The following is a 12,732-nucleotide window of genomic DNA, read 5'->3' as shown; positions in this document are numbered from 1 at the left end:
AACTTACCAGCCCCACTCACTGGATGAGCTAGCGGGTATGTCCTCTGCAACAGCATTACCTTCGCTATCAATTTCTTTTTCTTCACGCTTCGAAGGGTAGAAACCAAGTGGTGGCAGTTCAGACTCAGGGACGCCTTCGGTTGGAATGATTTGAATACGTGAGAGGTAGTCAATAAAGACAGGTTTCAGGTGAGCTTTGAGATCTTTTGGCGGATAAGTTTTTCTTTGCCAGAATGAAGCCGTATCAAAAACAATAATCAAAGCGAGGTGCTCTGTGAGCTCAGTCATCAATGCATTATTAACCGAAAAATCACCAAACTCGCATAAGCTCCATAAGCGCTCTTCTGCACGAAAAATTAGCACATCATTGTGATCTTTGGGCACCGTATAATTTGGCCACTCTTCTGGCTTGTGTGCCGGTCGATTGTGCAGTCGAATTGTATTCTCGACCAAGTCTTTTTCTGATCGCCAGTGGCTGCTGTGCATCGATAGTTCTGTCTTAGGCCAGATCTGAATATTTACAGAAGCTACCCAACCAGGGAACTGTACACGCATATCTCTATTAATAACGTAAAAGCTGCCACTAAAAGGATTAATTTCACCAGTTTCATTAGGATTATTAATAACTCCACCTTCGATATCATGAAACTGGTAATCTAGGCGTCTGTCGCAGCGAGCACCATCGTTACACGAAACAAGAACTCGATAGCTATCCACTTGAAAGCAATACTGTGCTCGTAGCTCAGGAATAGACACCGCAGGATAAAGGTGCTCAGAAGTCATCAGGCAATTACCCTAAGCTGGGAAGTTGAGCTTTAGAACCCATTCCCTTCCACAAGTCGAAAAAACTGTTGATACTATCCTTTGCTACCAAGTCAGAGTAATTTTGACAGGTCGACATTGCATCCTGACTAAGGGATGCAGGATCGAAATTCTGATGCAACTGCGAAACATTGCTGATGTCACCAGATTCTAAGTTTGCTGTCGCACCGCAGTCATCTGCCAACTTTTTAATAAAAGAAAAAGGCGAATAAGGGGAAACCAGAGAAAATTTGAATTTCTCTAAGGAGACATTTTTACTTTTAACTAAGGCCAGAGCACTTTCCAATAATTTCGAAGCGTCGTTATAGCAATAAACGGTATAGCTTTCATAATGACGACCGCTCCACTCCCCCAAGGAGGCTGTATTTACGAGAACATCAGCCAGGTCCGACGGGCTGACAACTCGGTGCCTGGCTTCAGGCGTTGCATAGTCGTTTCCATCGTTTGATATCGTTAATGGGCAATGGTAGAGGTTAAAATCGGTTTTATCACTTTCCTGAGCACTGGCCTTTAACATCTCCTTTGAAAGATCACTTAGTTCGATAAGCCCTCCCTCATCGACCACGGAGCCTAGCCTTAATACCTTTGCTGTCAGCTCTTGCGAAGTTACTTTCTCATCGCTCCATTTAAGCCCATTAGCCCTCATATGAAACAGGCCAACGTCCACCTTCCTACCATTGGAAGATATGCTATGAATATTATGAACATAGACACCAGGGCCCTTGTCAGCTCCTGCGCTTCCTGCCTGTAAAACCCGATAGAAGACACGAACGCAACGATCACCGACATCTCCGATATCCATATAGAACTCGGCAGCATCACCAATTGCCTGTCCAGACTTTGTGCCAGTAGCTTCAGAGGACAATTTGCTTTGAATATCGTTAGCTATTTTTTTCCCGGCGGCATTGGTTGGATCAACACATTCGGTAAAAACAGGTACCAGAGAGGGGTCAATGTATATCTTTCGGCCATCTCTATTAGGCAAGTAGACCAAGTATTCATTAAGCGGTGTCGCGGCCATCGAGCTTCCTTTGCAATGCAGTTCCTTTATTGGCCGACAGGATAAACGATTGGCCTGTTAAATCAATCAATACAGGCCAGACCTGAGACTTACTTCCGGGGTGGTATTGCGTAACTGCCTACCGCATGTGCGACGGGTTCCTGATCCCCTTCGGAGTACATAGAAACCTCTCCCACCACTAAGGCCTTACCGACTTTCATCAGAGTACATTCTGCGATGATGTCGCGGTCTGAAGCCGGTTTCCGCAAGAAGTTAAAGTTCAGGCTCGTTGTAACCGCCATCGCAACCAAGCCCAGCTCGGCCAGTATGGCGACGTACAAAGCGGCATCGGCAACCTCCATTAATACTGGCCCCGATACCGTGCCTCCCGGCCTGAGATGTGCTTCGGTGATACGCTTTCGAATCGTGGCCGAGCGGCTGCCCAGTACTTCGATCTTAAAATCCGCTTGCGGAAATTCTGTTGCAAAGAAATGCTCCAGCTCTGCCTTGCTCGCCATATATCTACCTCTCAGAACACTTTGTACCAGCATTCTTCTATGACTGGTGCCAGTTACATCATAGCTTTAGGATAGAAGGTATTGAAACCGGGAAGGCACGACCATGAGCATACTTCTGAAAGGTAAAACGAAGGATCTTGATGGCTTCAGTGTTACTCGCATCCTGCCGCATGCAGAGAAGCGTATGGTCGGCCCCTTCGTATTTCTGGATCACATGGGGCCTGCGCACTTTGCCGCAGGTGAGGGCATCGACGTAAGACCTCACCCACACATCGGGCTGGCGACGCTGACCTATCTTACAGAAGGCTCGATACTTCACCGGGATAGTCTCGGCAACAACATGGAGATTCTACCGGGTGACGTAAACTGGATGACCGCTGGCCGGGGCATCGTGCACTCCGAACGTGAAACTCACGAAACGAAAGCCAGCGACCATGCGCTCAATGGGCTTCAGTGCTGGGTGGCGCTGCCTGAGAAGTTTGCTGAGATTGAACCTGCTTTCACTCACCACAAAAAATGCCAGCTACCTCAGTTCAATAAAGAAGGTGTCTTTGCCAGGCTGATCGCTGGGGATGCCATGGGCATGACCTCGCCGATCCGCACCTACTCCCCTATGTTCTTTCTGGATGTCATTTTTAGCGCCGGTAGCACTTTCAAGCGCCCGAATCCGGATCAGGAATGCGCATTGTATGTCATCGAGGGGGAGGTGCTGGTCGGCTCAGAACGCTACCAACAAGGAGACTTTGTTCTCCTGTCTCCAGACGAATCTGTCTCGAGTAACGCCTACGCCCGGACCATATTCTTAGGTGGCGAGCAATGGTCTCAACATCCACACATGCACTGGAATTTCGTGTCGTTCAGCAAAGAACGGATTGAACAGGCTAAACAAGACTGGCAGGAGCAGCGTTTCCCGGATATTCCCGGAGACAACCAGGAATTTACGCCACTGCCCTGACAAGAGGCAGGAAGGAAGTAAGAAGGATCAGGCGCTCTGCTCCCGCTCAGAGCGCAGCTTGTCTCTCACACCCATGAGCACTTTACCGAAGTTGTTCTTTCCTCGCATATCACGGCCACTTCCCCAGAAATAATCGTAACCACTCAGCTCCGCGATTCGCAGCTCGCCCGTTTCTAACAGTTGTTCGGCAATATCACGATGAGTGCGGCACTTAATGTAGGTGCCACGGGTCATAACTACCGTGCTGGTCTTCTTCCAATCCTTGCGACGCTTTGGCTTACGGCTCTTACCTAGTTTCGCTGCCTCCTCGGCAGTCTTCGCCTGACGGATTTTCTCGCGGTGAGCCTCGTCTTCGAACTTCATTGCCTGATAATAGTGCTCAACACTCGGCCATTCTGCGCCATCCAGCTCAAAGGCAAATAAGGCATACGACGACAGCGGCTGCTGAGTATCACTACGGTTTAACGTGAAAAGTTCTTCGTTTTTATGTTCAAACAACATCAGGCGGTCCAGCTACAGGCTTTCGCTCAATTTACCAGACAATTCTTTGGCGTACATCAAAGCTCTGTCTGCTTTATGTGCTTTCCGGCCTCGTTACTTGGTCAAACAAGACGCCTTGAACTAGTATTAATCCACCTGAATAACAGACGCCACTATGACTACGGATTCAAATACATTGAAGGAACCTGGCCTGCTCACGATTTCTAACCCCATGGACTGGAAAGCCATTGACCGTTTTATCCTTCTCGCCTGCCTGGTGCTTCTCGCGCCACTGTCTTTTGGTGTCAGTATGTGGGCAACCAATATTCTGGCCCCTGAGTGGTTGAACCAGACGTTGGTGATGATGCTCAGTGTTCTGTATGTAATGCATATCGCGGTGATGGGAAGTTTCATACTTACCGCTATGAAACTAAGAAAGTATACGCATGACTGGCCCCTATTTGAGAATGCCATCATCAGTAGCTTTCTGGTTACCGTGATGACCACGGGATACCTGACGGGCACTCACTTGTCTGAGGCCCTCCTGATTATATTTCTCGGTGTCATCATTACCTGCACACTCGCCGATGTGAATAAAGTCAAGTTTTGCTTCTGGATCGTCGTTCCCATTCTTATCCTGATGTCGGCGCTCGATTACAGCGAAGTCGTTCCTTATGCCATGCTACTTGAGCGATCACCTTACTCAGAGGATGGTCGCCCTCTTGAAGGCTGGATGATGGTAAGGATGACCGTCGCCGTCATCCTTGCACCGCTTACCTATCTCTGCATTCTGGCCATGAAGCGCTGGACCGAACGTGAAAGCCTGTATCTGGAAATGTCGACAATCGACGGCCTGACCCGACTCTCAAACCGCAACTCTCTTATCAGCAGAGGACAGGAAGAAATCCGCCGTGCCCGGGCTTCAGACGCCATGCCCCCACTGTCCTGCATCATGATAGATCTCGACCACTTCAAGCAGATCAATGACACCTGGGGGCACCACGCGGGTGACGAGGTACTGATCGCCGCATCAAAAGTCATGATGGACAGCGCCCGCCCTAACGATGAAGTCGGTCGCTATGGCGGAGAAGAGTTTGCGGTTCTGTTGCCGGGTACCACTCTATTACAGGCCAAACTGATCGCAGAACGTATTCGTAAACGGATCAGCAGTATGAATGTTGTGGTTGATGGCCAAAAGATTGATGTGACTGCGAGTTTCGGCGTCGCCTGTTACCCATCCCCCGATGTTGAAGCGATGAGCGACCTGCTGAAAACGGCAGACAAAGCATTGTACGAAGCCAAGGAAACCGGGCGGAATAAAGTGGTTACGGCGTAAACTTCTCCCAGGTGGTATCAGCTATTACTTAGCCTGTTTAAAGCCTTGTCAGCCTCATCGAGAAAATCAATAAAGCCTGCCAGATGATTATCAAGAACGGAAATTACGATATCCAGGTTCAACTTCTGATAATCATGAACAGCGACATTCCTGAGACCAACCATCTTCTGCATACGCAAAGATATATCCGAGGTGATATATCCGCTTCGCTCAAGCAAAGAAAAACTGTCCCGCGCAGACTGTGGAACTCCCAAACGATGCTGATGAACAAGATGATTCGCCACATCGATACAGGCCTCACAAGCACGCTGCAAATTCAGAAGTACCGAATCCTGTTTTGTGTAGCTGCCACGCAACGTCTTTTCATCGACGTATTCTTCAAGAATGCGCGAAATACAGCGCTCGACGGTCGCTCGTTTATTCAGGATGACATCATTCATTACGCTCATATGCCTTTAAAATATCAGCACGGGATTCCTGAAGATGGCCATACTGCGTCATGGTAGACGCCGTAAACAGATCTGCCTCCAACGACGCACCATAGAGCAAACGCCCCTTCTGAACGATCTGCATCTTGAGTACCGTACTCGCCTCCTTCAGGTCAACGAGATCAACATCCTGACCCAGCTCTGCCGCCAGTTCTTCAGCAATGTGCCAGCGACTGACGTTATCCAGATCGCCATCCGCAAGAAAGGCGATATCCCAATCACTATCAGAGCGGGCATCACCACTCGCTTGAGAACCAAACAAATACAGCAAACGCAAGCCGGACAGGCGCTTGAGGCAGTATTCTAGAATATGAGATTCGGTTGGGGACATCAGGCTCTCCAGTGTCACTCAGAGGGTAACGCTGGAGGGGAAGGGAGGCAAGTGGGCGGAAATTTTAAACAGCATCCGCGCACAAAGGAGAGATCCAGACTTCGAAAAGTAACTATGCCCCTGCACGCAAACCATCGGCATAATCATTCAAAAAACTAGCTATATGCGTAGCTCCCGGTCGAACAGAGTGCCAGCTAGCTGGAATTTCAATTTGAGTAGAGGCGCCTACCTCTTCGGGACGAAATCTAGCACCACCGATTATTTGGCCCTGAGAAATAAGATATTCCACCGTAACATCTATATCTAACCGACCAGCTAAATAATCTAAAACTTTATTCTGAAAAGCGACATCATCATCGTTTGCTTCAGGCCACGAATCCCAGTCAACTAACTGTATTCCGAATGATAAAAAAACTTCAATAACAAATGTCGCGCAAGTAAAACCCGTAAACTTCGTATAATGAGAATTAAACCGGCCAGACTCAGGATCTATACAGAACAAACCATGATTGAGGCCATAGCTGACCTTCGAATCTGAGTTTTCTTCCGCTATTTGCCATAACAACGCAAGCATTACCTGTTTACGAATGGGGTGGAAGGTATCACCTAAATTAAACCAAATATACTTCTCACTGGGCGGCTCTAACAAGGGCCCTTTGTGCTGCCCAACATGCATTAAATTTACATCGTCACGGCGGTCTTTAAAGATGATCGCGATATGATTCTGCCTTCCGGGATACTGACTCATCCCTATCCCAAACAAATCTAGATCTGAAAAATCAGTCCCTTGATAAATACCAAACTCCATAAATTCACAACATTCCGCGAAGAACTGCCATCGAGTCAAGACCTTTACTATCAAGCGTCATTTTCACACGCTCTAAAGTATATGACCATGATTGAAGCTTTTTCCTTGCAGGAAAGACAGAAGATAGAAAAGCAACCAAGGAAGTACTAGAAACCCTATTTAGAGGTAATTCCATGAGTATTCGGTCAATAGTTTGATACGAACCTTCAGCCAGTAACTTCTTCAGTCCTACGACCAGAGGAAATACACTCCTAGCATCTTCCGCCTCACCTGCATCTTTATAAAATTCTTTCAACCACGGGAGTTTATCTTCAACATTTTCATACACCGTAACGGCAGCATTTCCCCCATATGAATGCAAATGCTCACCGGTGTTATACCGACCCAGAACCTGCTCATTTGGCGACAAAACTACAACAGCTGCAATTCCAGCAACAACCATTAAACTCGCAGAATGCTTATCAAAATCACTCTGCGCCAAACTCCTTAAGCAATGCTGGCGTGATACACCAGTGGAAGAAGTCTCTAGCCTTGACGTTGGCCTTTCCGAGAAATTGTTTAGCGCTGTCATAGTTTTGAACTCCCTCGATAAAATAATCGCTATCAATCATAAAACACGACTCTCCCGATTGAGCATGCTTTACTATTCCATAATTAGCGTTCATTTTCGCATTTCTGCATAATTCATCCATACTAAGAGTGAAGCTCCCACCTGCACTCAAAATGATTGATCTCAAGTCAGGGTCATCCTGAACAGATATTAGAGATTCTCGAAGTAAAGAGGTCCAGTCAGCATCATCGTCTACACCTTGCAATATCGAACGTTGGATTACATTTTTATACCGTAATCCTACTCTGCGAATCAGCCGCTCAGTGTATGTAGTTTTGACTGCTTCGTATGCGGCCTCAATATATTGAAAAAGAACTTCCCAAGACTCATATTTTTTCAACACCAATACCATTGAATCAGCCTCAACCACAACTCGGGCAGATTCATCAAAGGAGGAAAATTCATATATTGGACGCTCAATTTGACTAACCGACTGTTCATCAGTGTTCAGATTGAGGCTAACACTCTTAGCTTTTTTAAATAATGGGAAAAATTCTTTAATACAGTTGTGTAACCGAAGTACTTTTTCACCACTCTCGAAATCATCAGCTTCAGAAACGAAAGCAACCTGGGTTACCACCTCAACGAGCGGATTTTTAGGAAGTATTGTTCTAGGACTAGATTCAAAAGTCATTTCCGATTACTCCACAAGCTATCGTTCGGAGCAATATTCATTCCATTTTCCTCGATCAGCCTTTCCATAAACTGCATATCGCAGATTCCGAAGGTCATATTATAGATCAAAATGTACCCAAGGGGTTTTAGAAGCAACCTGCCATTCATCTAAAGATCACATACAAATAGCGGAGATGCAAATCAGTAGCGATTTGTAAGACCGTCGCGAGCGATGATGAGACAAGGCAAAATTTTCTGGGGGAGCGGAGTGTACAAGTAGTACATGAGCACCCCGCAGAAAATTTTAACGCCGTATCATCGAGCGCAGCAGGTATTACTGGCCTTTAATTTCAGAGCGGCCTTTATACGGCGCTTTCGCACCCAGCTGTTCTTCAATACGCAGCAGACGGTTGTACTTAGCAACACGGTCTGAACGGCACAGTGAACCCGTCTTGATCTGGCCAGCAGCAGTACCAACGGCCAGGTCAGCGATGGTCGCGTCTTCAGTTTCACCTGAACGGTGAGAGATCACAGCGGTGTAGCCTGCGTCTTTCGCCATTTTGATCGCGTCCAGAGTTTCGGAGAGTGAGCCGATCTGGTTGAACTTGATCAGGATAGAGTTAGCGATATCTTTTTCGATACCTTCTTTCAGGATCTTGGTGTTGGTTACGAACAGGTCGTCGCCCACCAGCTGTACTTTGCTGCCCAGTTTTTCAGTCTGGTATTTCCAGCCAGCCCAGTCAGATTCGTCCTGACCGTCTTCGATAGAAACGATTGGGTACTGGTCGCACAATTCTGCCAGGTAGTCAGAGAATTCTTCAGCGCTAAAGACTTTGCCTTCGCCTTTCAGATCGTACTTGCCGTCTTTGTAGAATTCAGAAGACGCACAATCCAGCGCCAGTGTGACGTTCTTGTCCAGCTCGTAGCCAGCGTTTGAAACAGCTTCTTTGATCGCTGCCAGTGCATCGGCGTTAGACGCCAGGTTTGGTGCGAAACCACCTTCGTCGCCAACGGCAGTGTTCAGGCCCTGAGAAGACAGTACTTTCTTCAGAGCGTGGAAGATTTCTGCGCCACAACGCAGAGCTTCAGCGAAGGTAGGCGCGCCAACTGGCTGTACCATGAATTCCTGAATATCAACGTTGTTGTCTGCGTGCTCACCACCATTGATGATGTTCATCATGGGTACTGGCATAGAGTAAACGCCAGAGGTGCCGTTGATGTCTGCGATGTGTTCGTACAGCTCAACGCCTTTTGCAGCCGCAGCGGCTTTGGCAGCAGCCAGTGACACAGCCAGGATGGCGTTTGCACCCATGTTAGCTTTGTTGTCAGTGCCGTCGATCTCGAGCATCTTGTTGTCGAGGGCGCGCTGATCCAGTGCGTCCATACCGATCAGGGCTGGCTTGATGGTGTCGTTGACGTTAGCAACGGCTTTCAGTACGCCTTTGCCCAGGTAACGGCTTTTATCGCCATCACGCAATTCCAGTGCTTCACGGGTACCGGTCGATGCGCCGCTTGGAGCACATGCTGTACCGAAGAAACCACCTTCCAGAGTTACGTCTGCTTCGATGGTTGGGTTGCCACGTGAATCCAGCACTTCGCGGGCTTTGATGTCGATAATCTTCGCCATTTTAATCTCCTGAAATTAACGCGGCCTTCGCTGTTTACGCGAAGGCCGATCACAAGGTTTAAATTTAAAACTTATTTATTGTTCAGAGCCGCTTTTATAAAGGCTGAGAACAAGCCATGGCCGTCGCGCGGGGTCGATGTAAATTCCGGATGGAACTGACACGCCACAAACCATGGGTGATCTGGTACTTCCACAACTTCTACCAGCTCGCCATCAACAGAGCGACCAGCAATACGCAAGCCCGCTTTCTCAAGCTCTGGAACCAGTGAAGAGTTCACTTCGAAACGATGACGATGACGTTCGGTGATGACGTCGCTGCCATATGCCTGAGCAGTCGTTGAACCTTCGGTCAGGACACATTCCTGACCACCAAGACGCATGGTACCGCCGAGGTCAGAGTTCTCGTCACGGGTTTCAACATTACCCGATGCATCCTGCCATTCGGTGATCAGGCCAATTACTGGGTGTTCGGTATCGCGACTAAACTCGGTCGACTGCGCGTCTTTCCAACCCACGACATTACGTGCGAATTCAATCACGGCGACCTGCATACCCAGACAGATACCCAGGTACGGAATTTTGTTTTCACGAGCGTGCTGAACCGTGCGGATCTTGCCTTCCACACCACGGTTACCAAAACCACCCGGAACCAGGATGGCATCAACCCCGGCGAGAACCTCAACACCTTTACGCTCAACGTCTTCGGCATCGATGTAGCGGATGTTCACTTTGGCGCGATGGTGAATACCGGCATGATCAATCGCTTCGATCAGAGACTTATAGGCATCCAGCAAGTCCATGTACTTGCCGACCATAGCGATGGTCACTTCTTGCTCTGGGTTGAGCTTGGCGTCTGCCACGTCATCCCATTCAGACAGGTCGGCTTCTTTGCATGACAGGTCGAACTTCTCAACGATCAGATCATCGAGGCCCGCTTCGTGCAGCATGCGAGGAATCTTGTAAATCGTATCCGCGTCCTCCAGAGGAACAACGGCACGCTCTTCAACGTTGGTAAAGAGTGCAATCTTACGCAGAGATGAAGCATCGATCTTGTGATCTGAGCGGCAGATCAGTACATCTGGCTGCAGACCGATGGTGCGCATCTCTTTTACAGAGTGCTGAGTTGGCTTGGTTTTGGTTTCGCCCGCGGTCGCAATGTACGGCACCAGTGTCAGGTGCAGAGACAATGCGCGCTTTGAGCCCAGCTCGACTTTCATCTGACGCACGGCTTCAAGGAATGGCTGGGATTCGATATCGCCCACGGTGCCACCGATTTCGACCAAAGCAACGTCTGAGCCTTCAGCGCCTTCGAGTACACGACGTTTGATCTCGTCGGTGATATGCGGAATCACCTGCACAGTACCACCCAGGTAATCACCTCGACGCTCTTTCGCCAGCACGTCGGTATAGATACGACCAGTGGTAAAGTTGTTACGACGAGACATGGTCGTGCGAATGAAACGCTCATAATGTCCGAGGTCGAGGTCGGTTTCCGCGCCGTCATCGGTCACGAAGACCTCACCGTGCTGGAACGGGCTCATGGTACCCGGATCAACGTTGATGTACGGATCAAGCTTGAGCATAGTGACCTTAAGGCCACGGGCTTCCAAAATGGCAGCCAGAGATGCAGAAGCGATGCCTTTCCCCAAAGAAGAAACAACACCACCCGTGACAAAGATAAAACGTGTCATAGAAGGTCCGCGAGCAGAGATGAAAAATTTGTTACGGAGCGGGCCAGCTTCCACTGAATTCATGCAACGAATCCCTATGAAATCGGCGCTTGAAGCGCACTTGGGCCACTCACTCAAGATGGGAGGGCAGTTTACCCGAAAGCACCTCGAGGGTAAATCAATGGAGTGCTTTTCTTTACCTGTCAGCTCTGCTAATTTGAGCTTTCGTTATGTAAAGACTCTGGATTCAAAAGTCCGATGATCAACAAGCCGAAAGCTCTAGCGCATATCCGACTGTCTGCCCTGATGTGGTGGATGGCGTCTACCCGCGCAGCGCTCCGGTTCTGAGTCACACATACCGGTTTCGGCTGCGAAGAGCAGCAGAAACCTTCTTCCCGATTTCTCTCTTCTTCCGCAGCCACTGATCCACATGACACATAGGATGAATAATGATGGCTGCCAGCCTCACAAGTGCGGAAAAAAATCTCAGAGTCGGCTTAACCCTGGCGTTCACAGCTGCGTTTCTGTTTTCTACCAAGCCAATCATCATTAAGTGGCTTTACAGCCTGGGCATGAGTGCCATGCCGCTGATGGGGCTGCGCATGGTGATTGCCCTTCCGGTATATCTGGTGATCGGTTGGGTGCTGTGGAAGCGCATGGAACAGAAGCCTGCAGGCAAGACCATACTGCGGGCCGCCGCTGTCGGATTACTGGGGTATTACCTTGCGTCCTTACTGGATCTGTCAGGCCTTGAATATGTCAGCGCCCAGCTCGAACGCCTGATGTTGTACGCCTACCCAAGTATGGTCGTGGTGATTGGCGCACTGTTCTTCGGTGCAAAGGTCAGCCGCTCGGTGATTCCTGCGCTACTGCTTACGTACGCGGGGCTCGGAGTCATGTATGGGCATGACCTTCAGATTGCCCCTCCGGGCACAAGCAATGCGGATATCACCAAAGGCACCCTACTGATTATTGGCAGTGCACTATCGTTTTCGCTGTTCATTCTGTTCAGTAAGCGCGGTATTGCTGAATTAGGGAGTCTGTTCTTCACCTGCGTGTCGATGGCCTCTGCAACACTGGCTACGCTGGTTCACTACGTCTTCACCGAAGGAGTGAGTCTTCCCGACATGGATGCAACTCGCTGGTCTGGCACTCTGCTGTTAGCACTGCTCGCAACGGTTGTTCCTTCTTTTATGGTCAGTGAGGCCATTAAAAGAATTGGCCCCGCCAAAGCCAGCGTGTCGGGCACTATTGGCCCGGTGATGACGACGATCATGGCCATCCTGTTTCTTGGGGAGCCATTCGGCTGGGCAGCCGTCGTTGGAATGACCCTGGTTATGATTGGCGTGTCCCGCCTGAAATAGGCTTTTCCGGATCGCCCTATCTTTTCAGGACAAAACGGGCGATCCTCTCCTCCCACACTGATTTTTCTATACAAACTGCTACACTTGTATAAGTCCTGCATCTGAAAA

General features: G+C 48.9%; 14 protein-coding genes. 3 read left to right on the top strand and 11 right to left on the bottom strand.

Translation table 11 applies throughout. The features are described 5' to 3' along the window. Positions 1 to 3: 3 nt before the first annotated feature. From BW941_RS12240 to BW941_RS12230, 3 genes are all read right to left on the bottom strand, one after another. Positions 4 to 783, bottom strand: coding sequence for a hypothetical protein (locus tag BW941_RS12240; protein ID WP_076516478.1), 780 nt, complete (start codon positions 781 to 783; stop codon positions 4 to 6). Positions 784 to 790: 7 nt separating this feature from the next. After that, entirely contained in the window at positions 791 to 1,843 is a 1,053-nt protein-coding gene (locus BW941_RS12235) for a hypothetical protein (protein ID WP_076516476.1), read from the bottom strand. Between the two features lie 89 nt (positions 1,844 to 1,932). Beyond that, positions 1,933 to 2,340, bottom strand: coding sequence for a PaaI family thioesterase (locus BW941_RS12230; RefSeq protein ID WP_076516474.1), 408 nt, complete (start codon positions 2,338 to 2,340; stop codon positions 1,933 to 1,935). Between the two features lie 103 nt (positions 2,341 to 2,443). Between BW941_RS12230 and BW941_RS12225 the strand changes: the two genes are divergently transcribed. After that, positions 2,444 to 3,295: a pirin family protein gene (locus BW941_RS12225; RefSeq protein ID WP_076516472.1), complete on the top strand. Its 852-nt coding sequence runs from the start codon at positions 2,444 to 2,446 to the stop codon at positions 3,293 to 3,295. A 27-nt stretch (positions 3,296 to 3,322) separates the two neighbouring features. Here BW941_RS12225 and ybiA read toward each other — a convergent pair whose 3' ends face one another. Continuing rightward, a complete protein-coding gene (gene ybiA, locus BW941_RS12220; RefSeq protein WP_076516470.1) occupies positions 3,323 to 3,796 on the bottom strand; it encodes a riboflavin biosynthesis intermediates N-glycosidase in 474 nt (157 codons plus the stop codon). 154 nt (positions 3,797 to 3,950) lie between these two features. Here ybiA and BW941_RS12215 point away from each other — a divergent pair, with 154 nt between their 5' ends. Beyond that, positions 3,951 to 5,111, top strand: coding sequence for a GGDEF domain-containing protein (locus tag BW941_RS12215; RefSeq protein ID WP_245820100.1), 1,161 nt, complete (start codon positions 3,951 to 3,953; stop codon positions 5,109 to 5,111). Positions 5,112 to 5,128: 17 nt separating this feature from the next. Here the strand turns inward: BW941_RS12215 and hepT are convergent, their stop codons facing one another. From hepT to pyrG, 7 genes are all read right to left on the bottom strand, one after another. Beyond that, positions 5,129 to 5,551, bottom strand: a complete 423-nt coding sequence (gene hepT / locus BW941_RS12210) for a type VII toxin-antitoxin system HepT family RNase toxin (RefSeq protein WP_076516466.1) — start codon at positions 5,549 to 5,551, stop codon at positions 5,129 to 5,131. Beyond that, positions 5,544 to 5,930 carry a type VII toxin-antitoxin system MntA family adenylyltransferase antitoxin gene (gene mntA / locus BW941_RS12205; RefSeq protein WP_076516464.1) on the bottom strand — a complete coding sequence of 129 codons (387 nt, stop codon included), beginning with the start codon at positions 5,928 to 5,930 and terminating at the stop codon, positions 5,544 to 5,546. The genes hepT and mntA overlap by 8 nt, the downstream gene beginning before the upstream one ends. Before the next feature lie 112 nt (positions 5,931 to 6,042). Further along, complete coding sequence (locus BW941_RS12200; protein ID WP_076516461.1) at positions 6,043 to 6,738, bottom strand: hypothetical protein; 696 nt, start codon at positions 6,736 to 6,738, stop codon at positions 6,043 to 6,045. Positions 6,739 to 6,742: 4 nt separating this feature from the next. After that, positions 6,743 to 7,219: a hypothetical protein gene (locus BW941_RS12195; protein ID WP_076516459.1), complete on the bottom strand. Its 477-nt coding sequence runs from the start codon at positions 7,217 to 7,219 to the stop codon at positions 6,743 to 6,745. Then, positions 7,206 to 7,982 carry a TIGR04255 family protein gene (locus BW941_RS12190; RefSeq protein WP_076516457.1) on the bottom strand — a complete coding sequence of 259 codons (777 nt, stop codon included), beginning with the start codon at positions 7,980 to 7,982 and terminating at the stop codon, positions 7,206 to 7,208. Before BW941_RS12190 ends, BW941_RS12195 begins: the two co-directional genes overlap by 14 nt. A 315-nt stretch (positions 7,983 to 8,297) precedes the next feature. Continuing rightward, entirely contained in the window at positions 8,298 to 9,590 is a 1,293-nt protein-coding gene (gene eno, locus BW941_RS12185; RefSeq protein WP_076516455.1) for a phosphopyruvate hydratase, read from the bottom strand. 71 nt (positions 9,591 to 9,661) lie between these two features. Beyond that, the gene (gene pyrG, locus BW941_RS12180) at positions 9,662 to 11,281 is read right to left on the bottom strand and encodes a CTP synthase (protein ID WP_076516696.1); all 1,620 of its coding nucleotides are present in this window, start codon (positions 11,279 to 11,281) and stop codon (positions 9,662 to 9,664) included. Positions 11,282 to 11,709: 428 nt separating this feature from the next. Between pyrG and BW941_RS12175 the strand changes: the two genes are divergently transcribed. Beyond that, the gene (locus BW941_RS12175) at positions 11,710 to 12,624 is read left to right on the top strand and encodes a DMT family transporter (RefSeq protein WP_076516453.1); all 915 of its coding nucleotides are present in this window, start codon (positions 11,710 to 11,712) and stop codon (positions 12,622 to 12,624) included. Positions 12,625 to 12,732 lie beyond the last annotated feature (108 nt).

The organism is Thalassolituus maritimus, assembly GCF_900156675.1.
Classification (GTDB): domain Bacteria; phylum Pseudomonadota; class Gammaproteobacteria; order Pseudomonadales; family Oceanobacteraceae; genus Thalassolituus; species Thalassolituus maritimus.
Note: the sequence above shows the minus strand (reverse complement) of the source record. Positions and strands in the feature narration are given on the sequence as shown.